Below are 26,513 nucleotides of genomic sequence, written 5' to 3' on the forward strand. Positions count from 1 at the left end.
CGCCGCGCCGTCACGCGCCGCTGCTACGATAGCCGGCGCCTCTCCTGAAACGATTCGCCATGCGCCGACTCGCCCTTCCGCTCGCTTTCGCCCTCGCCCTGATCGCCGGCGCCATCGCCACCGCCCATGCCACGCCGCCGGCACAGGGGCTGGCTGCCGCGCCGGCGGCCTCGCCCGCGCCGCCGGCCGTCCAGACGGCGACGACCCCGTCCGCCGCGCAGGAGCCGTCCGTCAATCCGGGCAGCAGCGTCGTGCTGCGCACGTTCCGCTCGGCGTCGCTGAAGCGCGACTGGTCGTACACGGTCTATCTGCCGCCCGGCTACAACTCCGAAGGCGCGCGCTACCCGGTGATGTACCTGCTGCACGGCAACGCGGGCAACGCGAACGACTGGGTCACGCAGGGCCGGCTGCAGGCCACCGCCGACACGCTGATCGAGCGCCACGACATCCCGCCCGTCGTGATCGTGATGCCGCAGGGCGGCACCGACTGGTACGTCGATCGCAAGGAGAAGATGCAGAGCGCGTTTCTCAACGACCTGCTGCCGGAAGTCGAAGCGCACTTCGCGGTGTCGAACCAGCGCGCGGGCCGCGCGATCGGCGGCGTGTCGATGGGCGGCTTCGGCGCACTGCGCTTCTCGCTGCTCGAACCGGGGCTGTTCTGCGGCGCGATGCTGCTGAGCCCCGCGATCTATGCGAACGAACCGCCGCTCAATTCCGCCGCGCGCTACGTCGGCGTGTTCGGCGACCGGCAGTTCGATTCACGCGTGTGGCACGAACTCAATTACCCGGCGCTGCTGCGCGGCTATTTCGCGCGCAGCTGGCGCGTGCCGATGTTCATCGCGGCCGGCGACGACGACCTGACGATCCAGGCGGAATCGAGCGTGCTGTACACGCACCTGCGCCGTGCGCAGAACCCGGCCGAGCTGCGGATCGTCGACGGCGGGCATACGTGGGACGTGTGGCGCGGGTTGCTCGGGCAGGGGTTGAAGTATGCGCTGGAGTGTGTGAAGTGACGGCCGGCGCCCGTTGCGCCGACCGCTTCGGGCTGGCGGGTCGGTAACCGGCTGACCGCCGTCGATGGCCGCCCTGCCCGGCGCGCCGCCCGCCGCTCACAGCCACGTCCCGCCCTGCCGCTCGCTCGGCTCCGCATCGAGCGCATCGAAATCGTGAATCCAGTCCAGGTGATGCAGCACGCGATCGCGGTCGGCCAGACGCGCGTCGCGTGCCTGCGCGGCCGGCCCGTCGGGAAGATGCAGCATGTCGGCCGCCGAGATCGACGCGTATTGCACCTTGCGCGTCCGGCCGCGACGCAGCCGCTCGTAGGCTTCCTGCGCCTCGCGCCAATTTCCAGGGCCGGCCTTGGCCAATTGCGCGGCCAATACCACCGCATCCTCGATCGACTGATTCGCGCCCTGCCCATGGTGCGGCACCAGCGCGTGCGCGGCGTCGCCGAGCAGCGTCACGCGCCCGCGGCTCCAGCGGCCGAGCGGTGGACGATGGAACAGCGCCCAGCGCTGGCTGATCGGCACGGCCGTGATCATCTGCACCACCGCCGGATGCCAGCTCCGGAATGCGCGCAGTTGCTCGCCTTCCTCGGCCGGCACGACCCAATCGCGTGACGGCCACGGTGACGGATGCCGCTCGACCAGCAGGAAATTCTGGTCACCGTCGTCGCCGATCGGATAGTGCAGCAGATGCCCGTGCGGCCCGACCCAGAACTGGATCGTGTCGGGATCGGGCAACAGATCCAGGCGCGCGGCCGGCACCACGCCGCGAAAGCCCGAGCAGCCCGAATACAGCGCATCGTCGTAGCCGAGCATCCAGCGTCGCGTGATCGAGCGCGCGCCGTCCGCACCGATCACGAGATCGGCGTCGACCTGCGTGCCATTGTCGAACGACAGCGTCACGTGATCGGCGTGCTGCGCGAGATCGACCAGTCGATGGCCGAGATGGAGGCAGCCGGGACCGACCGCCGTCGACAGCACGGCCTGCAGATCCGCCCGATGCACGCCCCAGTACGCGCCACCGAATTGCCGCCGATAGTCGGGTTCGCCGCGATGATGGCCGATCACCGCGCCGCTGCGCCCGTCGCGATAGACGAGCCCCGGGATGTCCGCGCATACCGCATCGAAAGCCGCGCGCAAGCCCATGCGTTCGTAGAAGCGCGTCGCATTGGCCGACAGCGCGACGGCCGCGCCGACTTCGCGCAATTCATGGGTCTGCTCGTAGAGTTGCGCGTCGATGCCGTGCTCGCGCAATGCAAGCGCGAGGGTCAGGCCGCCGATGCCGGCGCCGACGATCGCGATCTTCAGATCCGTCTGCATGATGAAGGTGTCTCCGATAGGGATAGGTGGGGGATTCGGCGTACGCGGCGGTCATGTCGAAGGCATGCGTCGTATCGGTATTTTCATGAGTGGAGTTTCATCCAGCAATAAAATGAAATGAATCTGCTTCATCACTGAATGCAATGAACCGGGCCGTGCAAACCCCATGGAACTGAGCGATATCGACCTCAACCTGCTGGTGCTTTTCCAGCGGCTGATGCACGAACGGCGCGTGTCGAGCGTCGCCGAGCAGATGAACATGAGCCAGCCGGGCGTCAGCAACGCGCTCGCGAAGCTGCGCCGCCGGCTCGGCGATCCTCTGTTCGTGCGCGGCCCTGGCGGCGTCGTGCCGACACCGTTCGCGCTGCGTCTCGCCGAACCCGTGTCGCATGCACTCGCGACGCTGCACGCCGCGCTGAACCCCGAGACCGGCTTCGATCCGCTGCACGCCACGCGCACGCTGACCATCGGCATGACGGATATCGGCGAGGTCGTATTCCTGCCCGCGCTGCTCGAACACCTGTCGCGGTCGGCGCCGGGCATCGCGCTCAACACCGTACGCAACACGAACGTCAACCTCGGCGACGAAATGGCCGACGGCCGCGTCGATCTCGCGATCGGCCTGCTGCCGCAACTGAAGGGCGGGTTCTATCAGCGCCGGCTGTTCGATCAGCGCTACGTGTGCCTGTTCCGGCGCGGGCACCCGCTCGAGGGGGCGCCGCTGACGGTCGACACGTGGCGCGACGCCGAACATCTGGTCGTGGTGTCGGCCGGCACCGGGCACGGGCAAGTGGACGAATGGCTGACGCGGCGCCGCGTGAAGCGCCAGGTGCGGCTGACGGTGCCGCATTTCATGAGCGTGGGCTACATCCTGCAGCGCACCGACCTGATCGCGACGGTGCCCGAGCATCTCGCGCTGCAGCTCGCCGCGCCGTTCTCGCTCGGCTGGCGTGCGCTGCCCGTCACGCTGCCCGGTGCGCCGATCCATATGCTGTGGCACACGCGGGTCAATCAGGACGAAGGCAACCGGTGGCTGCGCGATGTCGTGGTCGAGTTGTTTGCGGAAACCGGTGCGCGAACGCGAAAGGCCGCCGCCCGGCGGAAATGATCATGGCGATCGCCTGACACGGAGAACCGAGTCGATGAATCCCAGACGCGTGCATGCGCTCTATCTCAAACATCGTCCCGACGTGGATCTGGTCAAATGCGAATGGATCCATTTGCTGTCGACTGGCAGCGTCGATCGCGACCTTCTCTGGAAGATGCTGTCGACGATCGGTTCCGCGGACGTCGTGATCCACGTTCGTCGTAAGATCGGCGATTTTCTGCCGATCGAGCCCGCGATCGCTTTTATCGGCGAACACATCGGCAAAGGGCAGATGCTCGTCTCCGATCGCGCATTCACGAACTTCGTCATCGTCGCGCACAACGGCGTGGCGGCGACCTGGCCACAATGCCTGAAGCGAGGCCGGATCGATTTACTGCCGGGCGCGCCAAACGCCACGGCGGTATAGTCGACCGATCGCGAGAGCGTGTCGCGCGGTCAATCGCGCTTCGCGGCTCGGCATCAACAGGCACGTCGCGCATTTCGACTACATTGCCGAAGTGGCGATGACATCGGCCATCGTCGGCCGCCCCTCACCCAACCCGCAGGAAAACCAGCCATGTCTGTCTCGAAGAAATTCGCCGCCGTCACGGGCGCCGGCTCCGGCATCGGTCGCGCCGCGGCCATCGCGCTCGCCCAGGCCGGCTTCACCGTCGCGCTGCTCGGACGCACGGAGGCGTCGTTGAGCGAAACGCAGGACGCGATCCGCGCCGCCGGCGGCGACGCGCAGGTGTTTCCCGTCGACGTCACCGACGAAGCATCGGTCGACCGCGCGTTCGCGCAGATCGCGCAACGGTTCGGCCGGCTCGACGTCCTGTTCAACAACGCCGGCCGCAACGCGCCGGTCGTGTCCCTCGACGAATACGAACTCGACGTGTGGAACAGCGTCGTCGCGACGAACCTGACCGGCGTCTTTCTGTGCGCGCGGGCCGCATGGCGGCTGATGAAAACGCAGACGCCGCAGGGCGGCCGAATCATCAACAACGGCTCGATCTCGGCGCACGCACCGCGCCCCGATACGATCGCGTACACGGCCACCAAGCACGCGGTGACCGGGATCACGAAGTCGCTGGCGCTCGACGGCCGCCGGTACAACATCGCGTGCGGCCAGATCGACATCGGCAACGCGGCCACCGCGCTCACGGAACGGATGACGCAAGGCGTCCCGCAAGCGGACGGTAGCCTGGCGCCCGAAGCGCGGATGGACGTCGCGCATGTCGCGAACGCGATCGTCCAGATGGCGAATCTGCCGCTCGACACCAACATTCTCACCATGACGATCATGGCGACCGCGATGCCGTTCGTCGGGCGCGGATAGCGCGCGTCGCGGCCAGCGCCGGACGGCAGCATTCACGCCTGGGCCGCCATCGAACCGCTCCGTGGCGACGACGCCGAATGCCGGCGCGTGCGGGCAGCAGCTTCAGTGAGGCAGGCTGATCGCCTGCCACTCGTCCTCGAGCAATTGCGTCAGCGAACCGTGCAACCGTTCGAGGCTGTGCGGCGGGAGTGCGAAGCTTGCCCAGCCGAGCCCGCTATGGCGCATCAACAGCACCACGCCGCCCTCCAGCGGATGGCGTTCGGCATACCAGCAAGGATCCATTTCCGTCACGAACTGCTGCGCGTGCGGCGGACGTTCCGGCACCGCAGGCTGCATCGACGCGCGCAGCAAACTCAAATACTGGATGACGGCATCCACATCTTCCGGATCGAGCACTGCCGCGCCCCGTTCGATCGACATCAGCACGACGAGCTTGCCGCGCTCCTCGATCATCTTGATGCTCAACGGTTGTGCCATTTCTGTCGTCCTTGCCGCGGTTACGTGATCCCATTATCGATCTCGTTACCCGTCTGCCGCCTGAAGATTTGTGATCCGCGCATGAATCTTTTTTTAGAAATTTTTCAGAAAACGCGCCGCGGCATCGGCCGTCGGGCTCCACCGTTTTCTAAACGAAATTTCATCCGGCCAGCGCTGTTTTTTTAGCGCCCCCCACCCGCGTGCCTTCCATAATGAATTCGCTGCCCGCCCCGGCAGGCGCGGCGCGATGCGTCGACGTAGCCCGCTGAAGACGGACGCGCCCCCCCATTTCCGGCAACTCCATTCCTCGCCGATCATGAACCAACTGCAAGCGATGCGTGTCTTCACGCGCGTGGTCGAGTTATCGAGCTTCAGTCTCGCCGCACGTCAGCTCGGCATGTCGGCCGCCGCGGTCACGCGCAGCGTCGGCATGCTCGAGGCCCATCTGAACATGCGCCTGTTGAACCGGACCACGCGCAGCCTGTCGCTCACCGAGACAGGCCGCGAATATCTCGACGGCTGCCGCACGATCATCGAGAAGCTCGACGAAATCGAATCGAATCTCGCGCAGGTCAATCGCGATCCGCACGGTACGCTGCGCATCGCCGCGTCGGCAACCTCGGTGGCGGCCGGGCTTGGCGCGCTGCTGTCCACGTATCGCATCGAGCATCCGCGCGTGCGATTCGACGTGACGACCTTCGATATACAGGTCGACATGGTGGAAGGCGGCTACGACGTGTGCTTCTGTGACGATCAGCGCCTGGTCAACTCGACCTTCGTGTCGCGCACCTTGACGAGCGTGCGCGACGTGATCGTCGCCTCTCCCGACTACCTCGCGCGCCACGGCACGCCGGTCGAGCCGGTCGAACTGAATACGCACTGCCTGCTGACGGTGTCGAACGGCGCCGCGCGCAACTGGGAGTTCTCGGATGTCGACGGTTCGTCGCGCATCTATACCGGCAATGCGCTGGCGTCGACCAGCAACACGATGGTGCGGATCGCGGCACTCAATCACATGGGCATCGCGCAATTGCCGCATCCGCTCGTCGCCGACGATCTCGCGAGCGGCGCCCTGGTGCCGATTCTCGAACGCTACGACGTGAACGGCGGCCCGCGCCGCGTATCGATCCTCTACCCGAGCCGCAATTATCTGTCCACGAAAGTGCGCAGCTTCATCGACTACGTGGTCGATCACTATCGCACGCCCGAGCGCACCGCGATGCAGCTTGCCGCGGCCTGATTCCGCCGGATCACGTACGCCATGGCCCACATCCTGACGATCGAAGACGATCCGCTGATCGCCGATCACATCGCGCATACGCTCCATGCCGCGGGCCACCAGATCGACGTCGCGCGCACCGGCCGCGACGGCATGGCCCGGGCGATGAGCGCGAACTACGACGTCGTCACGCTCGATCGCATGTTGCCCGACCTCGACGGGCTCACGATCCTCGCCACGATGCGCGGCGTCGGCCTCGATACGCCGGTCCTCGTGATGAGTGCGATGTCCGGGGTCGACCAGCGTATCGAGGGGCTGCGCGCCGGCGGCGACGACTACCTCGTCAAGCCGTTCTCGCTCGAAGAGATGTGCGCGCGCATCGACGTGCTGATTCGCCGGCGGCCGCGCGGCACGCGCGTCGAGACGGTACTGCGCGCCGGCGAGCTGGCGCTCGACCTCGTGCGGCGACGCGCCACGCTGGGCGCGCGCGAGCTCGCGCTGCTGCCGACCGAATCCCGCGTGCTCGAATTCATGATGCGCAACGCCGGCCGCGTGCTCACGCGCACGATGATCTTCGAGGCCGTGTGGGGCTGCCGCTTCGATCCCGGCACGAACCTGATCGACGTGCACATCGGCCGCCTGCGCAAGAAGGTGAACCGGCCCGGCGCGGCGCCGCTGATCCGCACGATCCGCGGCTCGGGCTACATGCTCGGCTGAGTGCGCCCGCACCTTAAAACTTGTTTCATCTTTTTTGCGACCCGTTGTTAGGGGCTGCTCCGCAGAATGCGGTCAGCGGTTGCGCATCGGTGTTTTCCCGAAGACGCGCACATCCGGCTCTTCTTCACGACGCTTTTGAACGGAGCAGCACCTCATGCTGAAAATTGTCCGGCTCGCGCTCACGCGGCCCTATACGTTCGTCGTACTGGCGCTGCTGATCCTGATCGCGGGCCCGCTTGCTGCGGTCCGAACGCCCATCGACATCTTCCCGGACATCCGCATTCCGGTGATCAGCGTCGTGTGGAACTACGCCGGCCTGCAGCCGGACGACATGTCCGGACGCGTGATCACCTACTACGAGCGCACGCTCGGCACGACGGTCAACGACGTCCAGCACATCGAATCGCAATCGTTCCGCGGCTACGGCATCGTGAAGATCTTCTTCCAGCCGACCGTCGATATCCGCACGGCGACCGCGCAAGTCACGTCGATCTCGCAGACCGTGCTCAAGCAGATGCCGCCCGGCACCACGCCGCCGCAGATCCTCAACTACAACGCGTCGACCGTGCCCGTGCTGCAGATCGCGCTGACCAGCAACACGCTCGACGAACAGAAGCTCGGGGATTACGCGGTCAACTTCATTCGGCCGCAGTTGCTGTCGGTGCCCGGCGTCGCGATTCCGACGCCGTACGGCGGCAAGACACGTGAGGTGCAGATCGACCTCGACCCGCAGGCGCTGCAGTCGAAAGGGCTGTCGGCGCAGGACGTCGCGCACGCGCTCGCGCAGCAGAACCAGATCATCCCGGCCGGCACGCAGAAGATCGGCCGCTTCGAATACAACATCAAGCTCAACAACAGCCCGCTCTCGCTCGACGCGTTGAACGACCTGCCGATCAAGTCGGTCGGCGGCACGACGATTTATATCCGTGACGTCGCCCATGTGCGCGACGGCTACCCGCCGCAGGGCAACATCGTGCGCGTGGACGGCCACCGCGCGGTGCTGATGAGTATCCTGAAGAACGGCTCGGCATCGACGCTCGACATCATCGCCGGCGTGAAGGCGAAGCTGCCGCTGGTCGAACAGACGCTGCCGCCGGGCCTGAAGCTCGTCACGATGGGCGACCAGTCGACCTTCGTGAACGGCGCCGTCAGCGGCGTGGCACGCGAAGGCATCATCGCCGCCGCGCTGACCTCGCTGATGATCCTGCTGTTCCTCGGCTCGTGGCGCTCGACGCTGATCATCGCCGCGTCGATCCCGCTGGCCGTGCTCTCGGCGATCGCGCTGCTCGCGGCCACCGGCGAAACGCTCAACGTGATGACGCTCGGCGGCCTCGCGCTCGCGGTCGGGATTCTGGTCGACGATGCGACGGTGACGATCGAGAACGTGAACTGGCACCTCGAACAGGGCAAGGACACACGCACCGCGATCGTCGACGGCGCGAAACAGATCGTGATGCCGGCGCTCGTCTCGCTGCTGTGCATCTGCATCGTGTTCGTGCCGATGCTGATGCTCGACGGCATCTCGCGCTTTCTGTTCGTGCCGATGGCCAAGGCAGTGATCTTCTCGATGGTGTCGTCGTTCGTGCTGTCGCGCACCTTCGTGCCGATGCTCGCGCAATACCTGCTCAAGCCGCACGCATCGGCCGGTCATGCGTCGGGCGAACTGGCCGCGGTGATGGACCCGCACGCGGGCCATGCCGGCGCGCATGACGTCCCGCCGTCGCGCAATCCGCTGGTGCGCTTCCAGCGTGCATTCGAGCGCCGCTTCGAGTCCGTGCGCGCGTCGTACCGAATCCTGCTGGGCCTCGCGCTCACGCGCCGCAAGCCGTTCGTCGTCGCCTTCCTCTGCATCGTGGCCGCGTCCTTCCTGCTCGCACCGTCGCTCGGTCGCAACTTCTTCCCGACCATCGATTCCGGCGAGATCGCGCTGCACGTGCGTGCGCCGGTCGGCACGCGGGTCGAGGAAACCGCCGCCGAGCTCGACCGCATCGAAAACACGATTCGCGGCGTGATTCCGCCTACGCAGTTGCGCGAAGTGATAGACAACATCGGTTTGCCGAACAGCGGGATCAACCTGACCTACAACAACAGCGGCACGCTCGGACCGCAGGACGGCGACATCCTGATCTCGCTGTCGCGCGATCACGCGCCGACCGCCGACTACGTGCACACGCTGCGCGAACGCCTGCCGCGCGCCTATCCGGGCACCACGTTCTCGTTCCTGCCCGCCGACATCGTCAGCCAGATCCTCAACTTCGGCGCACCGGCCCCGGTCGACCTGCAGGTGGCCGGCCCCAACCAGCAGGCCAATCTCGCTTATGCGCACGAGCTGTACCGCAAGCTGCGCCTGATCGCGGGGGTCGCCGACCCGCGCATCCAGCAGGCCAGCACCTATCCGCAGTTCACGGTGACGGTCGACCGCACGCGCGCCGACCAGCTCGGCATCACCGAGCAGGACGTGACGAACTCGGTGGTCGCGACGCTCGCCGGCACCAGCCAGGTCGACCCGACCTACTGGCTCAACCCGCGCAACGGCGTGTCCTATCCGATCGTCGCGCAAACGCCGCAGTACCGCATGACCACGCTGTCGGCGCTGCAGAACCTGCCGGTCACCGGCGCGAACGGCCAGTCCCAGTTGCTGGGCGGCCTGGCCACGATCACGCGCGGGGTCGGCAACGCGGTGGTGTCGCACTACAACATCGAGCCGCTGTTCGACATCTACGCGACCACCCAGGGTCGCGACCTCGGCGCGGTCGCGACCGACATCGACGATATCGTCAAGGCCACCGCGAAGGATCTGCCCAAGGGGTCGACCGTCACGCTGCGCGGCCAGGTGCAGACCATGAACGGCGCGTTCGCCGGCCTGCTGCTCGGCCTCGTCGGCGCGATCGTGCTGATCTACCTGCTGATCGTCGTGAACTTCCACTCGTGGGCCGACGCATTCGTGATCGTCTCGGCACTGCCGGCCGCGCTGGCCGGCATCGTCTGGATGCTGTTCACCACGCATACGCCGCTGTCGGTGCCGGCGCTGACCGGCGCGATCCTGTGCATGGGCGTGGCCACCGCGAACGCGATCCTCGTCGTCAGTTTCGCGCGCGAGCGCCTGGCCGAAACCGGCAACGCGCTGGCCTCCGCGCTCGAAGCCGGTTTCACGCGCTTTCGCCCGGTGCTGATGACCGCGCTCGCGATGATCATCGGCATGGCGCCGATGGCGCTCGGCCTCGGCGACGGCGGCGAGCAGAACGCGCCGCTCGGCCGCGCCGTGATCGGCGGCCTCGCGTGCGCGACGATCGCGACGCTGTTCTTCGTTCCCGTCGTGTTCAGCCTCGTGCACCGGCGCGATGCGCTCAAGCACGACGCGTCCCGCGCTTCCTCTCCTTCCGCGTCCGGAGCTTCCCATGTCCACTGAGATCGATATCAAGTCGCCGAAACGGCTGCCCAACCTCAAGCTCGTCGCCACGATCACCGCGCTGATCGCGGCCGGCATCGTGGCGACCGGCATCGTCGGCCGCGCGCACGCGAAACAGGAAATGACGACCTGGTCCGCTGAACAAGCGGTGCCGACCGTGGTCGCGTACACGCCGTCGACCGGCGGCGACGGCGCGACGCTCGTGCTGCCCGGCCACCTGTCCGCGTTCGAGAGCGCGCCGATCCACGCACAGGTGTCGGGCTACCTGCGTGCGTGGTACACCGACATCGGCGCGCACGTGAAGTCTGGGCAACTGCTCGGGCTGATCGATACGCCCGAGCTCGACCAGCAACTGCAGCAGGCGCGCGCCGACCTGCAAAGCTCGCTCGCCAACGAGAAGCTCGCCGCGTCCACGGCCGCGCGCTGGACCCGGATGCTCGCGCAGGATTCGGTGTCGCAGCAGGAAACCGACGAGAAGACCAGCGACCTCGCGGCCAAGCAGGCGATCGTCGCGGCCAACGAGGCCAACGTGCGGCGCCTCGACGCGCTGGAGGCGTTCAAGCGCATCGTCGCGCCGTTCGACGGCGTCGTCACCGCGCGCAAGACCGACATCGGCCAGTTGATCTCGGCCGGCGGCGGCGCCGGCCCGGAGCTGTTCGCGGTATCCGACGTCCACCGGATGCGCGTCTACGTGAGCGTGCCGCAGAACGAGGCCGCCGCGATCCGGCCCGGCATGACGGCCACGCTGACCGTGCCGGAGCATCCGGGCGAGACCTTCCGTGCGACGCTCGCCGACACCGACGACTCGATCGCCGATTCGACCGGCACGCTGCTCGTGCAGTTGATGGTCGACAACTCCGCAGGCAAGCTGATTCCCGGCGAATACACCGAGGTGCATTTCGCGCTGCCGGCCGGCAGCACCCACGCGCTGACGATTCCGGCCAGCTCGCTGATCTTCCGGCAGGCCGGCCTGCAGGTCGCCGTGGTCGGCAAGGACGATCGCGCGATCTTCAAGCCCGTGACGATCGCGACCGATCTCGGCACGCACGTACAGATCGCGACCGGCCTCGCGCCGGACGACCGCGTGATCGACAATCCGCCCGACTCGCTCGCTGACGGCGACCCGGTCAGGCTCGCGGCGCCGGTCCGCACCGTCGCGTCGGTCGCCCGCGATACGGAGCGCGCGCATGGCTAACCGGCTTCGGCTCTGCGCGATACTCGCCAGCGTCGCGTTCCTGTCCGCGTGCTCGTTCGCGCCCGCCTATTACGCGCCGCAAACGGCGCTGCCCGCCAGCTTCAAGGAAGCCGGCGGCTGGCAGGCCGCGAAGCCAGCCGACCGTATCGCACGCGACGGCTGGTGGAAGGCGTTCCGCGACCCCGTGCTCGACCGGCTCGAAGCACGGGTGGCCGCGGCGAACCCCGACGTGGCCGCGGCCGTGGCCCGCCACGACGAAGCGGCCGCGCTGTTCGACCAGGCGCGCTCGGGCCTCTTCCCGACCATCGGTCTCGGCGCGCAGATCTCGAGCAACCGCCAATCGGCCACGCGGCCGCTGCGCGGCTCGAACCAGCCGAACGTCTATGGCGACAACACGCTCGACGCCGGCTTCGACTACGACCTCGACCTGTGGGGGAAAGTCCGCAACGAAGTCGCGGCCGGGCGCGCCGACGCGCAGGCCAGCGCCGACGATCTCGCGTCGGTGCGGCTGAGCCTGCAGGCCAGCCTCGCCAGCGCGTACTTCAACCTGCGCGGGCTCGACCAGCAGCAACAGCTGCTGGCCGACACGATCGACACGTATCAGCGCGCGCTGCGCCTGACGATGAGCCGGCACGCGGGCGGCATCGCGTCCGATCTCGACGTGTCGCGCGCGCGGACGCAGCTCGATTCGGCCCGCGCGTCGGCCGAGGACGTACGGGCGCGACGCGCGCTCTACGAGCACTCGATCGCGACGCTTACGGGCGTACCGGCATCGTCGTTCTCGCTGACGCCGGACCTGAACCCGGCGTATCTGCCGACGATCCCGGCCGGCATTCCCGCGACGCTGCTGCAGCGGCGGCCCGACGTCGCGGCGGCCGAGCGGCGCATGGCCGCCGCCAACGCGAAGATCGGCGTGGTGCGCGCGGCATTCTTCCCCGACATCACGCTCGGGCTGGTCGGCGGCTACCAGAGCTCGGGCCTCGGCCACTGGCTCCGCGCGCCGAACGAGATCTGGTCGATCGGGCCCAGCCTCGCGCTGACGCTGTTCGACGGCGGCCGGCGCCAGGCGCTCACCGACCAGGCGCGCGCGCAGCTGGCCGAGAACGGCGCGAAATACCGCGCGGTGGTGCTCGACGCGTGCCAGCAGGTGGAAGACAACCTCGCGCTCGCGCATCACCTCGGCGACGAAGCCGATCGCGAACAGGAAGCGCTCGACGCGGCCGAACGCACGTTGCAGTTGTCGATGTCGCGCTATCGGGACGGCGTCGTCAGCTATCTCGACGTCGTGACGGCGCAGACCACCGAGCTCGATACGAAGATCGCGATGCTGGAACTGGACACGCGCCGACAACTCGCGGCGGTGGGCTTGATCGCCGCGCTGGGCGGCGGGTGGTCGACCGATGAAGCCCCACCCGGTACGCAGGCACCGGCCGCGACGATGGCTAGTTCAGCGAACTGAATCCCTTGCGACATGACGAGGCGTGTCGCGTTTCAAGGCACCCGTCGCGATGACGGGTGCCGTTTTTTACATCAGCCCGGCCACTCAGAACTTGTGACGGATACCGGCCGCGACGACGGCCTGACGATCGTTGCCTGACGCGGCAAGGTTGAAGATCCCCGCGTGGCCGAGCACCGCGACGCCGTCCGCGCCCGTCACGCGCTGATACACGCCTTCCAGATAGAGGTCGGTGCGACGCGACAGCGCATAGTCGGCCTGCAGCATGAACTGGTCCCACTTCGGCGCGATGCCGCGGCCCGCATCGTCGAAGCGCCCCTGCGTGAACGTGTAGGCGCCGCCCAGCGAGAAGGCCGGTGTGAGGAAATAGCGTCCGTTCAGTTCGTAGTTGCTGAAGGTCAGCAACTGGCCGTTCACGCGGCCGTACGCGCCGCCCTGCGACAGCTCGCGCGGGTCGTTCAGGATCGTTCTCGTGTAGACGAAGCCGATCGCGGCATGGTCGAACGCATAGTGCACGCCGGCGCCGAACGTGCGCCAGCGGCCGCCCGCAAGCATTGCATCGCCATCCGAACTGCTCAGCGACCCGCCGGTGTTCTGCGGCGCGTCGACACCGCCCGGCTGGTTCGACTGCAGGTACGCGACGGCGAGGTCGACCGGGCCGTTCACGTACTGCGCGCCGACGCTGTACGCATTGTCGTTGCTGAATCCGCCGCCTTGATTGCTGAAGCCGTACGCACCGCCGAACGTGAAGCCGCCGTAGTTCGCACTGCGGAACTTCACCGCGTTGTTCATCCGCGTGTCGTTGGCGAGGTTGTCGTTGTCGTACGGATGATCGGCGAGGTTGCCGCCGAATCCCGACCCCGTCGCCGACAGCGGCGCGACGAAGTCGACCAGGAAATCGTACTGGCGGCCGAGCGTCACCGTACCCCACTGGCGGCTCGCGAGGCCGACCCACGCCTGGCGGCCGAATTCGTCGCCGCCGTTGCCGAGCTTGCCGTTCGCGACGTTGAAGCCGTTCTCGAGGGCGAACACGGCGGCCAGCCCGCCGCCGAGATCCTCGTTGCCGCGCAGCCCCCAGCGCGACGTGCTGACGTTGCCGCTCTGGACACCGTAGACGGGCCCCGCGCCCGCGGCCGATTTCTGGTTGCTGATGTAGTCCAGGCCCGCGTCGATCGTGCCGTACAGCGTCACGCTGCTCTGCGCATGCGCCGCGCTCGCCAGCAGGCAGGCGACCGCCGCCGGAATTGCCAGATATTTCTTCATGATGGTTTCGTTGAAGTGGATCGGTCTGCTCGCATCGCCGGCCCGGGCAACATGGCCGCCCGTGCGCGATGCGATGGCGCCCAATTTAGGCAGCGGGCGTGACAGCGCCGTTATCGAAACGGCCCGAAACATGAAACCTGCTTCATCCTGGCGACATACCGGTTTCACGTCCACCGCGAATGCGCGCCCATGCATGAATTTCTTTTCACGTTGCGTATGCCGATCCGCTAACGCCCCTCCTCTATGCTTGTCCTCAATCTGTGCACGACGCCGACATCGACACGCCGCGCCGGGGAAATTCCCTTTCAATCATCACGAGGACTCCAGACATGAAAACCGCCCGCATCGTCGCCGCCGCCATGCTTGCCGCAATCGGCACGCTGTCCGTTCCCGCGTTTGCGCTGACCGGCAGCCAGCCGACCCGGATGTCGCCGGCCGCTACCAAGGACGGCGCGCCCGGCGCCCAGGCCGCCGGCCAGTGGGTGCCGCCCTACGGCCAGCCGATCCACGAGAAGACGCGCGCCGAGGTCCATGCCGAACTCGTGCAAGCCGAACAGGACGGGCAGCTCAAGTACCTGAACTCCACGCTCTATTCGCATTGATGGGGGCGACCGTGCGGCCGGGTGCGATGCCCGGTTCGCGCCGCCCGCGGCGGCGCCTGTCCCCCGAATTGCTCGCCATCCATGAAGCTGCTTTCGTTGCTCGCCCGTTCCGCCCGTCTCGCGCTCGTCGCGATTGCCGCCGGCGTCATGTTGTCCGCCTGTGCCGCCGCGCAGCCCGATGGCCCCGGCGATTGTGTCGGCCCGCCCGACTTCTGCGTGCCGTTCTTCGGCTCGTAAACGCATGACGGGCGCGCTGCCATCGGCAGTGCGCCCGTCATGTTCGTTGCGCGGCCGAAACCGCGCGTTCATGCGTCCGGCAGCGTCACCTGGTAGCCATAGCGGCTCACCGTATCGATCCGGACGTCGGGCAGATGCCGCGCGAGCTTGCGGCGTAGCCGCGACACCACGAGATTGACGCTCGACGGATCGACATCCTCCTTGTCCTGCCAGACATACCGGATCAATTGGTCGCGCGGCACCGGCGCGTTCGGATGGCGCATCAGGCATTCGAGCAACAGGAATTCCCGGCGCGTCACGGCGAGACGCAGCTTGCCGTCCGCGAGTTCGCGCGCCAGGGTCTCGACCGCGGACACACCCGCGATCGAACGGCCCGCCTCGCGCGGCCCGGCCAGCCGCTGCAACGCCTGCAGGCGTTCGTGCAGCTCGATGAACGAATACGGTGCGCAGAAACAGGCATCGGCGCCCGCGCGCAGCATTTGGATGCGTTCGCGCGCCGACGCGTCGCCGATCAGCACCACGAGCGCGGCGCCGCCGCCGTCGGCCACGAAACGCGGCAACATCGCGATCAGCGCGGCATCGCTGCCGGGCTCGAACGCGGTCGCGACGATCGCGTCGAAAGCCTCCTGCGACGCAAGGAACAAGCCGTCGCGCAGATCATCGGCGCGCGGCACGCTGTGCCCGCTTTCCTGCAGCGCCTTGTGCAGCCACGACGCTTCCGGATGCGGCGAAGTCACGAGCAGGATGCGCATCGTCAACCGGCCTCGCGGCCGACATACGCCGACACGCGCAGCGTCGTCCGGCCGACCATCATCCCAGCGACCTCGGCCAGCATTCGATCGTCACGCGCGTGCCGGGCTCGGCATGGCCGATCCGCAGCGTGAAATCGTGCACGTTGACGACCGTCGATACGATGCTCAGGCCGAGTCCGGCACCCGCGAGATGCCCGGTACGGCGGCTGCGGTACCGGGACCGCAGCACCGCCTCGCGCTCGTCGGCTGCGATGCCCGGGCCGTTGTCGATCACGTCGATGCGCGGGCCGGACGGCGTGTCATGCAGTTCCAGGCGCACCGTATCGCCCGATGTCGTGTACTTGAGCGCATTATCGAGCAGGTTGCTCAGCGCCTCGAACAAGAGTGCGCGATCGCCGTGAATCCGCGCCACCGGCTCGACGGACTGCACGAAGTGGATCGCGCGGCTGTCCGCGAGCGGTTCGAACAACTGCCCGACGTCGATGACCAGATCCTCCAGCGACAGCTCCGCAAATCCGCCGCGCCGCTGCAAGGACCCGATTTCGGCGATACGCAGCATCGCCCGGAAACGATCGAGCAACACGTCGGTCTCGTGGCGTGCCCGCGAGACGAGACGCTCCAGCACCGCATCGTCGAGACGCTCCGCCCGCTGTGCCGCCTGCGCGAGCAGCGTGTGCACATGGGCGAGCGGTGTCCGCAAGTCATGCGCGATGCCGTCGCAGACCCCCTTTACCTCGTTCATCAGCCGCTCGATCTCCTCGAGCATATGGTTGACGAGATGGGACAGCAGATCGATCTCGTCGTGGCCGCCGACCGGCAACCGCTGGCCGAGGTCGCCCTGCGCAATACCCTGCGTGATGCGCCGGATTTCCTTCAGACGCCGCATTTGCCGCACGCTGAGCATCAGGCCGCCCACGACGCCCGTGCCAAGACAGAGCAGCCCGCCGCCCACCAACGCCTGGATGATCGCCGCGCGGATGCGCAGGATGTGCGTGAGGTCTCGCCCCAGCACCAGCACGTCGCCGTTCGCACGCCGCTCCGCCATCGTGCGGACGACCGGCGGTACCTGGTCTCCCGCGATCGGCATCGTGTGATCGAGCGTCACGCCGCTGCGGTTCGGCTGCAGGCCGGCGGGCAACGCCAGCACATCGCCGGCGATATGCGTGCCGTCCGCGGTAAAGAGCCCGTAGTAGTTGGTATGCATCCGCTCGTGCTCGATCCGGTGCAGGATCGCGGCGGCAAGCTGGCCGTCCTGGATCGAATCGAAGTAGATCATCTGCCAATCGATCACCGTGTCGGTTTCCCGCTCCATGTCGTGCGTGATCACCGATGCGATGAAACCGAGCAGCAGCATCACCGACACGGAGAACGTCACGGCATAGACCGACACCAGCCGAAACGTACTCGAGTACCAGCGTCGCGCGGGTGCCGGCGGGACGTGATGCGCGGCCGACGCCGCGGTAGCCGGCTCAGCCAAGACGATACCCCGCGCCGCGTACGGTCTGGATCATCTGCTTCGCATCGGATGGATCGATCTTCCTGCGCAACCGGCCCATGTGCACTTCGATCAGGTTCGTGCCGGGATCGAAGTGATAGCCCCATACGGCCTCGAACAGCATCGTCCGCGTAATGGTTTGCCCGGCATTGCGCATCATGTATTCGAGCACGCGGTACTCGGTTGGCAACAACACGATTTCCTCGCCGTCGCGAAACGCCTTGCGCGAGATCAGGTCGAGCTTGAGGGGGCCGACGACCAGCGTCGTGTCGAACGTGGCCGGCGCGGCCTGGCTCCGGCGCAGCAGCACCTCCAGGCGCGCGGCCATTTCCTCGGGATCGAACGGCTTGGTCAGGTAGTCGTCGCCCCCCGCACGCAGCCCGCGGACCCGTTCGTCGACGTCGCCGAGCGCGCTCAGCATCAGCACGGGAGTGCGCACGCCGACGCTGCGCATCGTGGTCAGGATCGTGAGGCCGTCGACCACCGGCAGCATCCGGTCGAGCGTGATCACGTCGAATTCGTTGCCGAGCGCGCGGGCCATGCCATCGCGCCCGTTCGCCACCCATTCGACCGTAAAGCCGCGCCCCTCCAGCTCCGTGACTATTTCGTTCGCGGTGATTTCGTCGTCTTCGATCGTGAGGACGTGCGCGACGGCCGTGCCGTCCACGGCCGGCTTGTCAGGCGAGGCCGGCTCGTTGACCGGGGAAGCGGATGATGCCATGTACGATTCTCGTCTTCATCGAAGGGACGTGCGCGCTTCGATACCCGACGGCCGAACGCGCTCGTGCAGAGCTTATGCGTGCACGCGTAAAAGATGCGCGTCGGCTTCGTGAAGAAAGTTTCATATCCGGCAACATAACGTCCAGGTCTGCTTCGATCCTGGCTTATTTGCCATTGCAACGGAGGCTGAAAACGACCCGGCATGCTTGCCTTTGCGACACGATTTCGTACCACGGCTCGCGACGCACGCGAGCCGCCGCGACCGGCTGCGAATGGTGCGCGGCAACGCGCGATCAGCGTTGGTGCGATCGTGTGCCGGCCGCGTCCGCACGATGCGATTCGAGATCACGTGCAGCATCGATCGCACGATCCCGCTGTTCGGCTTTCGCGTTCGCGAGCGTCACATCGGCGATCGCGAGCCCGGTTCCCTGCACCTTCGCGAACGCCGGCAGCGACGCACCCATCAGCGCGACCAGCCCAGCCATGATGACTTTTGATTTCATTGCCTTACCCCCGTGTCCACCGCGCGGCGCGCGGCATCGATCGATCCATCGCTCGACGATACGCCGCCGCGCCTAACCATCCGGAAGCACGCGCATGAACGATTCTTTAACCTTCAATGCCTGCGGCAACCGGTACATGATCCGAACCGTGCTTGCCTAAAACATGTTTCATCATCGCGCTGTCGTTTAGCTAGTCCGCCGTGCCTAATCTTCGCCTCGCGGCCGACGCAGACATCCTGCCGTACGGCCTCTACTCAACGCTATCCAGGAGCCGAAGATGAATCATCCCGTCCGTTATCTCGTGTGCGCCGCCATGCTCGCATTGAGCGTCTCCGCGCATGCCGGGACGAAGCTCACGTCCGCGCAATGTCATGACTATCCGTTCGTGCATGCGAACGGCCCGGTCTCCCACCGGCAGCTCGTCAACGAACTGAACGAACTGGAATCCGTCGGCTACAACCCGTCGTCTGGAGACGAGAGCAGCTATCCCGACGATATCGATTCGGCACAGGCGCGCCTGATGCAGAAGTACCAGCACGATTGTGCCGGGGCGGCCAATACCGTCGCGTCGAGCGGAAACTGAACGCTCCCTGCAACCGTTCTCCGAGTTTGCGCGCGAGCCCTCGTGGCCGCGCGCGTTTTTTTGGGTTGCTCCGATGTTCCGTGCCGATATGTCGGCGCTTCACGCGAATAAATCCTGATGTCAATCGGCGAAAGATAGAAAACAACACATCGCAAGGCGTTCGATCGTCATGCGACTCCAGGGCACCGCACTTTTCCGTGCAGCATCCGTCGGCGCATGACACTTTCAAATACTGAAAAATAGTCTTTCCATGCACGTTGCGGCGACCGCTTTTCCTCTGCCTACACTGCCTCGTCCGCCGAGATCGCATTCCGGGACGACATCGAAGTCGGCGCCATCCAGCGCCGACTGCCCCACCCCACCGTCAGAGGAACTAAATGAAACGTCGATCGAAGAAACTGCCCTGGTACGTATTCGCGCCGGCACTCCTGCTCGCAGGCACGGCGCACGCCCAGCAGAGCATCACGCTATACGGGCTGATAGACGAAGGCCTCAACTTCACGAGCAATGCAGGCGGTCATCGCGCCTGGCAGATGTCGAGCGGAGACACATTCGGCAGCCGATGGGGCTTGAAAGGCAGTGAAGACCTTGGCGGCGGCGACAAGGCCATCTTCCAGCTCGAAAACGGCTTCAACGTGAACAGCGGCAAGCTCGGTCAGGATTCGAGCATGTTCGGCCGTCAAGCGTTCGTGGGCCTGTCGTCGTCACGATATGGCACGCTCACGCTCGGACGCCAGTACGATACCAGCGTCGACGCGCTCGGCTTCGGCGGCATCACGGCGGCCGGCAACTGGGCCGGCGACATCGCGACCCACCCGTTCGACAACGACAATACGGACTGGGATTTCCGCGTCAACAATGCCGTCAAGTATGTGACCCCGACATACCGCGGACTCACCGCGGAAGCGATGTACGGCTTCAGCAACCAGCCCGGCGGATTCTCGAACAATCGCGTCTGGGGCGCCACGCTGAACTACCAGAGCGGCAACCTGACTGCGGCGGCGTCCTACCTGAAGCTCAACAATCCCGGGCTCGCGGCGGGTGGCGCGGTCAACAGTGGCGATCTCTTCAACGGCTCGTCGCAGCAGGACATCGGCGTAGCGGCTTCCTACCAGTTCACCCACGTACTCGTCGGCGCCGCGTGGTCCCATGTCGATGTCTACAACCCCGCCGGCAATGCGTGGATCGACAATACCGCCCTGCAAAACGGCGCGACGTGGAATGCGTGGAAATTCGACAACTTCGAACTCAATGCTCAGTACTACTTTACTCACGCCCTCTGGCTGGGAGCGTCCTACACGTTCACCATGGCGCATCTGTACACGTCCGACACGAAATATGTCCCCAAGTGGCACCAGATCGGCATGATGCTCGACTATGACCTGAGCAAGCGCACTTCGCTGTATCTGCAAGGCGCGTGGCAGCATGTCGTCAGCGCCCGTACCGGGACGAGCTTTGACGAAGCCCAGATCGTGGACGCGTCGGCTGGCGCGTCGTCAGGGCCGAACCAGATGGTCTATCGCATGGGCATGGTGCATCGCTTCTAACCCGTCGGAGGCCCGCACCGGAACCCGCTCGGCGCGGCTTCGGTGCGGGCGCCGGTGAGTCGATCGAAATCGATGCGAATCCCCTTCATGAATTCGCCCGATTACACCCGGGCGCACGCACTCAGTCTTCGTGTGGAATGCCTTCGATCGGACACTCCGGCGTGCCCGGCGTTGCACGCGTGAGCGCTTCGACACGGCGACGCGTGGCGTGCGGATCCGCAATCCAGTCGCGATAGAACCCGAACGGGCACTCCGCGACGCCGTTCACGCCGTCGCCGGAATGGATCGTGCCGGTGTACCCGCGATGCAGCAGCTTGTATAGATGATTCTGCGACTGCATGTTGCGCCGCGCGTCGCGAATCATGCCGAGCGACAGCTCCGCATACTGCACGCCCATTTCCTCCTCGCCGCATTCGCCGAGCGTGCGCCCGTCGAACCCGACGATCGCCGAATGGCCGAAGTACGAATACACGCCGTCCCAGCCGGTCGCGTTGGCCACTGCGACGTAGGTATTGTTCATCCACGCCATCGCTTTCGCGACCATCACCTGCTGCTCTTTCGCCGGGTACATATAGCCCTGGCAGCGCACGATCAGCTCGGCGCCATTCATCGCGCAGTCGCGCCAGATCTCCGGATAATTACCGTCGTCGCAGATGATCAGGCTGATCTTGAGGCCCTTCGGCCCGTCCGTCACATAGGTGCGGTCGCCCGGATACCAGCCTTCGATCGGCGTCCACGGCATGATCTTGCGATACTTCTGCACGATCTCGCCGCGATTGTCGATCAGCACGAGCGTGTTGTACGGGACCTTGCGCGGATGCGCTTCGTGGCGCTCGCCCGTGATCGAGAACACACCCCACACGTTGGCCTTGCGGCATGCCGCCGCGAAGATGTCCGTCTCTTCGCCGGGGATCGTCGACGCCGTATCGAACATCTCCTGGCGGTCGTACATGATGCCGTGGGTCGAATACTCGGGGAACACCACGAGATCCATGCCCGGCAAACCCTGCTTCATGCCGACCACCATGTCGGCGATACGGCGCGCGTTGTCGAGCACCTCCGCCTTCGTGTGCAGACGCGGCATCTTGTAGTTGACCACCGCGACACCCACACAATCGCGGCTGCTGGAAATATCACCATGTCGCATGACGCTTTCCTCCTCTAACACGTACACGTTGACGCCGCATGCGACGGCCGCTGCTTCCCCGCATCGGCTCGCGCGCGGCACACCTTAGTGGCTGATCATCCACGGCCGTCCCGCCGGCCGCTTGAGGCCGTCCGACGCCGTGCCTGCAAGCTTCGCCGCGCCGCCCGAGCAGCAACTGCAACCCGCGCGATGGCGCAGTGGCGGCCCGTCGCCGGACTGGCGCGGCGCGTGCGCGGCACGTTCGTTGGTCGCATGTGCGGCGCGGCGTGCGCCTCCCATCAGCGCCAGTGATGGCGCGCTGACGACGCGCGCGCCTTCGGCGCCGCAGTCGGGACAGCGGCTCGGTTTGTCGCGATCCGCGATGCGGCGCATGACGGAGAACGGCCCGCAGCTTGCGCATTCGAAGTCGTAGATTGGCATGACGGTCTCCTGTTCCTGCGTGATTTCAGTGCGTCGCTCACGCCTTCGCGAGATCCGGCGAACACGGCAGATCCACCCCGCCCTGGATGTACCGGATCGGGCCGTCGGCATTCGGGCGAATGTCGAAGTCGAAGATCTGCGTGGGCAGCCACAAGGTCGCGCATGCGTTCGGAATGTCCACCACGCCGCTGATATGCCCCTGCACCGGCGCGCAGCCCAGCAGCGAATACGCTTGCGCGCCCGAATAACCGAATTTCTTCAGATACTCGATGGCGTTCAGACACGCCTGGCGATACGCGGTGGTGACGTCGAGATAATGCTGGCCGCCCTGCTCGTCGACGGAAATGCCCTCGAAAATGAGGTAGTCGTTATAGGTCGGCGTGATCGGGCTGGGCTGAAAGACGGGGTTGCGGATACCGTATTTCGCCATGCCACCCTTGATGAGGTTCACGCGCATATGCACCCAGCCGGCCATTTCGATCGCGCCGCAGAACGTGATCTCGCCGTCGCCCTGGCTGAAGTGCAGGTCGCCGACCGACAGGCCCGCGCCATCCACGTACACCGGGAAAAACACCTTCGAGCCGCGCGACAGATCCTTGATGTCGCAATTGCCGCCATGCTCGCGCGGCGGCACCGTGCGCGCGCCTTGCGCGGCGGCCTGGTCGCGCGCGTCGCCCGCGAGCTTGCCCATGTGCGCGGTGGCCGCGAACGGCGGATTCGCGAGCGGCGGCACGCGCTCGGGCGCGGTGGCGATCAGGCCGGTTTCGCGCGCGTTCCAGGTTTCCAGCAGAGTCGGATCGGGCAGGCAGCCGATCAGGCCGGGGTGAATCAGGCCCGCGAAATTCACGCCCGGAATATGGCGCGAGCTCGTGTAGACACCATGAAAATCCCAGATCGATTTCTGCGCGCTGGGGAAATGATCGGTGAGAAAGCCGCCGCCGTTCGTCTTCGAAAAGAAGCCGTTGAAGCCCCATTGGCTGTCGGCCTTCGCGCCGATGTCGAGCAGGTCGACCACCAGCAGGTCGCCGGGCTCCGCGCCGTGCACGCCCACCGGGCCGGACAGGAAGTGCACGATCGACAGGTCGATGTCGCGCACGTCGTCGGCGCTGTCGTCGTTCTTGATGAAGCCGCCGGTCCAGTCGTAGGTTTCGAGGATGAAATCGTCGCCGGGCTTGACCCAGCAGGCCATCGGAATGTCGGGGTGCCAGCGATTGTGCACCTGTTCGTTTTCGTAGGCCGACTGGTTCAGATCGACCTTGATGAGAGTCTCGGGCATGACGTTCGCTCCTTGGGTTCGCGGATTGACAGACGGCGCGGCGCGCGAACGCCGCGCCGCGCTCAGACGGACAGGTACTCGCGGATGCGGTCGGTGTCGCCCGCATCGCGCGTACTTTGGTGCACGAAGCGCCCACCCTCGATCACGAACAGGCGGTCGGCCACGTCGAGCGCGAAGCTCAGCACCTGCTCCGACACGACGATGGCGATATTGCGGCTCGTGCGAATCTGGTTGAGCGCCTTGGCGATGTCCTTGATGACGGACGGCTGGATGCCTTCGGTCGGCTCGTCAAGCAGCAGCACTTTCGGGTCGGTCGCGAGCGCACGCGCGATCGCGAGTTGCTGTTGCTGGCCGCCCGACAGATTGCCGCCCTTGCGCTTTCTCATGTCGAACAGCACCGGAAACAACGCGTAGAGCTCGTCGGGCACGCGTTGGCTCGGTGCGTTTTCGAGGCCCGTCTGGATGTTTTCCTCGACGGTCAGCGACGCGAAAATCTGCCGTCCTTGCGGCACGTAGCCGATGCCCTTCGACACGCGGCGGTAGCTCTCGTCCTTCGAGACGTCGGCGCCGGCCACGCGCACCGTGCCGCGATTGGCGGGCAGCATGCCGATCAGCGCCTTGAACAGCGTCGTCTTGCCCATGCCGTTGCGGCCCATCACGGCCACGCTTTCGCCTTGCGCGACGGCAAAGTCGATGCCGTGCAGCACCTCGCTCTGGCCGTAGCTGACGACGAGATCGTCGACTTCCAGCATGATGTGTTCTCCGTGTTGTCGTCCGGTGGCGGACTCAGTGGCCCAGGTAGACGTCGATCACGCGCGGGTCGGCCTGCACCTGCGCCATCGGGCCTTCCGCGAGAATCTTCCCCTGATGCATGACCGTGACCTTGTGTGCGATGCGCTCCACGAAAGCCATGTCGTGCTCGATCACGATCATCGAGCGATTGCGGCAGATGCGGTCGAGCAGTTCGGCCGTCAGTTCACGCTCGCGCACGCTCATGCCCGCGATCGGTTCGTCGAGCATCAGCAGTTCGGGGTCCTGCATGAGCAGCATGCCGATTTCGAGCCACTGTTTCTGGCCGTGCGAAAGCAGCCCGGCTTCCATATCGAGTGTGGCGGAGAGGCCGATTTCATCGGCCACGTCGCGCACGCGATCGGCCACTTCGGTATCCTCGCGATAGGCGAGCGCGCCGAACACGCTGCGGCCGCGCGGAAACGACACTTCGAGGTTCTGCGCGACGCTCAGGTTTTCGTAGATCGACGGCGTCTGGAACTTGCGCCCGATCCCTTGACGCACGCGGCGGAACTCCGCGAGACGCGTGATTTCCTCGTTGCGGAACTTGATGCTGCCCGCCGTTTCCTTCGTCTTGCCGCAGATGAGATCGAGCAGCGTGGTCTTGCCCGCGCCGTTCGGGCCGATCACCACCCGCAGCTCGCCGCGTTCGAGATAGAGATTGAGCGAATCGATCGCCTTGAAGCCGTCGAACGACACGGTCAGGTCTTCGATCGCGAGCAGAAAGTCGGTATTGCTCATGCTTCACGCCTCCTTGTTCGCCACGCCGAGCAGCCGCCGCACGCGCGGGCGCACATGCTCGTCGTAGAGGCCCGCCAGCCCGTTCGGAAACACCATCACCACGCCGATGAACATCGCCGCCATCAGATAGAGCCAGAGGTTCGGAAAGCTCTCCGAGAACCAGCTCTTGCCGAGATTGACGAGGATCGCGCCGTACACCGCGCCGACCAGCGACATGCGCCCGCCGATGGCCGCGTAGATCACCATTTCGATCGACGGCACGATGCCGACGAACGACGGCGACATGAAACCCACCTGCAGCGTGAACATCGCGCCGCCGATGGCCGCGAGCATCGCCGCGAGACAGAACGCGAACACCTTGAACATCGCGACGTCGTAGCCCGAGAAGCGCACGCGGTCTTCCTTGTCGCGCATCGCGAGCAGCAGCGTGCCGAGCTTGCTGCGCTGAACCCAGCGGCCGACGAGCAGCGCACCGATCAACAGCGCGGCGTTCACGAAATACAGCACGAGCTTCGCGTGATCGGTGCGGATGTCCCAGCCGAGCAGCGTGCGCAGATCGGTGATGCCGTTCACGCCGCCCGTATAGCCTTGCTGGCCGATGATCAGCACCGAGAGGATCAGCGCGACCGCCTGCGTGATGATCGCGAAGTACACGCCGCCCACGCGCCGCTTGAACATCGCGTAGCCGATCACGAACGCGAGCGCCGTCGGCACGACGAGCACCGCGAGGATCGAGAACGGCAACGAGTGAAACGGCTTCCACCACGTGGGCAGCGCGGTGAGCTGGTTCCAGTCCATGAAGTCGGGAATGCCGGGCGTAGTCTGCGTGTGCGTGGCGGCCGGATCGGACGCCTCGAGCTTGAGAAACATCGCCATCGCGTAACCGCCGAGGCCGAAGAACACGCCCTGGCCTAGACTGAGCACCCCGCCGTAGCCCCACGCGATCACGAGGCCGATCGCCACGAACGCATAGGTCAGGTACTTGCCCATCAGGTTCAGGCGGAACGTGTCGAGCGCGAGCGGAAACACGACCACGATCAGCAGCGCGAGCAGCACGATGCCCGCGTAGCCCGACGCGTCGAGCCGCGCGACGCGAGCGCGCCAGCCGGCCGGCGGCGCGCCCGGGCGGGATCGCGGGGATACGGTGCCCGCCGCGGGTTGGATGGGTTCCATGTCCATCTCTCCAGTCGAATGAAGCTGTGAATGACGCGCGTTCAT

General features: G+C 66.1%; 26 protein-coding genes. 13 read left to right on the forward strand and 13 right to left on the reverse strand.

The genetic code is table 11. The features are described 5' to 3' along the window. The first annotated feature begins 59 nt into the window (after positions 1-59). Positions 60-1,013 carry an alpha/beta hydrolase gene (locus tag SY91_RS21575; RefSeq protein WP_023476834.1) on the forward strand — a complete coding sequence of 318 codons (954 nt, stop codon included), beginning with the start codon at positions 60-62 and terminating at the stop codon, positions 1,011-1,013. A 96-nt stretch (positions 1,014-1,109) separates the two neighbouring features. Here the strand turns inward: SY91_RS21575 and SY91_RS21580 are convergent, their stop codons facing one another. Continuing rightward, positions 1,110-2,324: an FAD-dependent monooxygenase gene (locus tag SY91_RS21580; RefSeq protein WP_023476833.1), complete on the reverse strand. Its 1,215-nt coding sequence runs from the start codon at positions 2,322-2,324 to the stop codon at positions 1,110-1,112. 166 nt (positions 2,325-2,490) lie between these two features. Between SY91_RS21580 and SY91_RS21585 the strand changes: the two genes are divergently transcribed. The 3 genes from SY91_RS21585 (at position 2,491) to SY91_RS21595 (ending at position 4,747) form a co-directional block, all read left to right on the forward strand. Then, the gene (locus SY91_RS21585; RefSeq protein WP_023476832.1) at positions 2,491-3,432 is read left to right on the forward strand and encodes a LysR family transcriptional regulator; all 942 of its coding nucleotides are present in this window, start codon (positions 2,491-2,493) and stop codon (positions 3,430-3,432) included. Between the two features lie 34 nt (positions 3,433-3,466). Beyond that, positions 3,467-3,838 (forward strand): hypothetical protein, encoded by a 372-nt coding sequence (locus tag SY91_RS21590; RefSeq protein WP_050766473.1) that lies wholly within the window; start codon positions 3,467-3,469, stop codon positions 3,836-3,838. 150 nt (positions 3,839-3,988) lie between these two features. Beyond that, positions 3,989-4,747 carry an SDR family oxidoreductase gene (locus tag SY91_RS21595; protein ID WP_023476830.1) on the forward strand — a complete coding sequence of 253 codons (759 nt, stop codon included), beginning with the start codon at positions 3,989-3,991 and terminating at the stop codon, positions 4,745-4,747. Positions 4,748-4,849: 102 nt separating this feature from the next. Here the strand turns inward: SY91_RS21595 and SY91_RS21600 are convergent, their stop codons facing one another. After that, positions 4,850-5,224: a hypothetical protein gene (locus SY91_RS21600; protein WP_006478812.1), complete on the reverse strand. Its 375-nt coding sequence runs from the start codon at positions 5,222-5,224 to the stop codon at positions 4,850-4,852. A 316-nt stretch (positions 5,225-5,540) separates the two neighbouring features. Between SY91_RS21600 and SY91_RS21605 the strand changes: the two genes are divergently transcribed. The 5 genes from SY91_RS21605 (at position 5,541) to SY91_RS21625 (ending at position 13,223) form a co-directional block, all read left to right on the forward strand. Continuing rightward, on the forward strand, positions 5,541-6,464 hold the full coding sequence (locus tag SY91_RS21605; protein WP_023476829.1) for a LysR family transcriptional regulator: 924 nt from the start codon (positions 5,541-5,543) through the stop codon (positions 6,462-6,464). Positions 6,465-6,485: 21 nt separating this feature from the next. Continuing rightward, positions 6,486-7,160 carry a response regulator transcription factor gene (locus tag SY91_RS21610; protein WP_006478810.1) on the forward strand — a complete coding sequence of 225 codons (675 nt, stop codon included), beginning with the start codon at positions 6,486-6,488 and terminating at the stop codon, positions 7,158-7,160. Positions 7,161-7,314: 154 nt separating this feature from the next. Next, positions 7,315-10,569, forward strand: a complete 3,255-nt coding sequence (locus SY91_RS21615) for an efflux RND transporter permease subunit (RefSeq protein WP_006478809.1) — start codon at positions 7,315-7,317, stop codon at positions 10,567-10,569. After that, entirely contained in the window at positions 10,559-11,764 is a 1,206-nt protein-coding gene (locus SY91_RS21620) for an efflux RND transporter periplasmic adaptor subunit (protein WP_006478808.1), read from the forward strand. The genes SY91_RS21615 and SY91_RS21620 overlap by 11 nt, the downstream gene beginning before the upstream one ends. After that, a complete protein-coding gene (locus SY91_RS21625; protein WP_023476828.1) occupies positions 11,757-13,223 on the forward strand; it encodes an efflux transporter outer membrane subunit in 1,467 nt (488 codons plus the stop codon). Before SY91_RS21620 ends, SY91_RS21625 begins: the two co-directional genes overlap by 8 nt. Before the next feature lie 84 nt (positions 13,224-13,307). Here SY91_RS21625 and SY91_RS21630 read toward each other — a convergent pair whose 3' ends face one another. Beyond that, positions 13,308-14,483 (reverse strand): porin, encoded by a 1,176-nt coding sequence (locus tag SY91_RS21630; protein ID WP_023476827.1) that lies wholly within the window; start codon positions 14,481-14,483, stop codon positions 13,308-13,310. 329 nt (positions 14,484-14,812) lie between these two features. Between SY91_RS21630 and SY91_RS21635 the strand changes: the two genes are divergently transcribed. After that, positions 14,813-15,085 carry a DUF4148 domain-containing protein gene (locus SY91_RS21635; protein WP_023476826.1) on the forward strand — a complete coding sequence of 91 codons (273 nt, stop codon included), beginning with the start codon at positions 14,813-14,815 and terminating at the stop codon, positions 15,083-15,085. Positions 15,086-15,166: 81 nt separating this feature from the next. Beyond that, positions 15,167-15,322 carry a hypothetical protein gene (locus SY91_RS21640; protein ID WP_023476825.1) on the forward strand — a complete coding sequence of 52 codons (156 nt, stop codon included), beginning with the start codon at positions 15,167-15,169 and terminating at the stop codon, positions 15,320-15,322. A gap of 68 nt (positions 15,323-15,390) precedes the next feature. On the opposite strand, the gene SY91_RS21645 is transcribed toward SY91_RS21640, so the two are convergent. The 4 genes from SY91_RS21645 to SY91_RS21660 form a co-directional block, all read right to left on the reverse strand. Beyond that, positions 15,391-16,074, reverse strand: a complete 684-nt coding sequence (locus tag SY91_RS21645) for a response regulator transcription factor (protein ID WP_023476824.1) — start codon at positions 16,072-16,074, stop codon at positions 15,391-15,393. A gap of 58 nt (positions 16,075-16,132) precedes the next feature. After that, positions 16,133-17,551 carry a sensor histidine kinase gene (locus SY91_RS21650; protein WP_043887845.1) on the reverse strand — a complete coding sequence of 473 codons (1,419 nt, stop codon included), beginning with the start codon at positions 17,549-17,551 and terminating at the stop codon, positions 16,133-16,135. Next, the gene (locus SY91_RS21655; protein WP_023476823.1) at positions 17,544-18,290 is read right to left on the reverse strand and encodes a response regulator transcription factor; all 747 of its coding nucleotides are present in this window, start codon (positions 18,288-18,290) and stop codon (positions 17,544-17,546) included. Before SY91_RS21655 ends, SY91_RS21650 begins: the two co-directional genes overlap by 8 nt. 292 nt (positions 18,291-18,582) lie before the next feature. After that, positions 18,583-18,792, reverse strand: coding sequence for a hypothetical protein (locus tag SY91_RS21660; RefSeq protein WP_023476822.1), 210 nt, complete (start codon positions 18,790-18,792; stop codon positions 18,583-18,585). A gap of 277 nt (positions 18,793-19,069) precedes the next feature. Between SY91_RS21660 and SY91_RS21665 the strand changes: the two genes are divergently transcribed. Then, positions 19,070-19,375 (forward strand): DUF4148 domain-containing protein, encoded by a 306-nt coding sequence (locus SY91_RS21665; protein ID WP_006478802.1) that lies wholly within the window; start codon positions 19,070-19,072, stop codon positions 19,373-19,375. 377 nt (positions 19,376-19,752) lie between these two features. Next, positions 19,753-20,922 (forward strand): porin, encoded by a 1,170-nt coding sequence (locus SY91_RS21670; RefSeq protein WP_006478801.1) that lies wholly within the window; start codon positions 19,753-19,755, stop codon positions 20,920-20,922. 121 nt (positions 20,923-21,043) lie between these two features. Here the strand turns inward: SY91_RS21670 and SY91_RS21675 are convergent, their stop codons facing one another. The 6 genes from SY91_RS21675 to urtC form a co-directional block, all read right to left on the reverse strand. After that, positions 21,044-22,069: an aliphatic amidase gene (locus SY91_RS21675; protein ID WP_023476821.1), complete on the reverse strand. Its 1,026-nt coding sequence runs from the start codon at positions 22,067-22,069 to the stop codon at positions 21,044-21,046. Between the two features lie 84 nt (positions 22,070-22,153). Beyond that, entirely contained in the window at positions 22,154-22,489 is a 336-nt protein-coding gene (locus tag SY91_RS21680; protein ID WP_023476820.1) for an FmdB family zinc ribbon protein, read from the reverse strand. 37 nt (positions 22,490-22,526) lie between these two features. Continuing rightward, positions 22,527-23,765: a formamidase gene (fmdA, locus tag SY91_RS21685; protein ID WP_006478798.1), complete on the reverse strand. Its 1,239-nt coding sequence runs from the start codon at positions 23,763-23,765 to the stop codon at positions 22,527-22,529. A gap of 62 nt (positions 23,766-23,827) precedes the next feature. Next, the gene (urtE, locus tag SY91_RS21690; protein WP_006478797.1) at positions 23,828-24,517 is read right to left on the reverse strand and encodes an urea ABC transporter ATP-binding subunit UrtE; all 690 of its coding nucleotides are present in this window, start codon (positions 24,515-24,517) and stop codon (positions 23,828-23,830) included. Between the two features lie 34 nt (positions 24,518-24,551). Continuing rightward, positions 24,552-25,295 (reverse strand): urea ABC transporter ATP-binding protein UrtD, encoded by a 744-nt coding sequence (gene urtD, locus SY91_RS21695; RefSeq protein ID WP_006478796.1) that lies wholly within the window; start codon positions 25,293-25,295, stop codon positions 24,552-24,554. A gap of 3 nt (positions 25,296-25,298) precedes the next feature. Then, complete coding sequence (gene urtC, locus SY91_RS21700) at positions 25,299-26,468, reverse strand: urea ABC transporter permease subunit UrtC (protein WP_023476819.1); 1,170 nt, start codon at positions 26,466-26,468, stop codon at positions 25,299-25,301. Positions 26,469-26,513 lie beyond the last annotated feature (45 nt).

Origin of the sequence: Burkholderia cenocepacia (genome assembly GCF_014211915.1) — a bacterium.
GTDB lineage: Bacteria > Pseudomonadota > Gammaproteobacteria > Burkholderiales > Burkholderiaceae > Burkholderia > Burkholderia orbicola.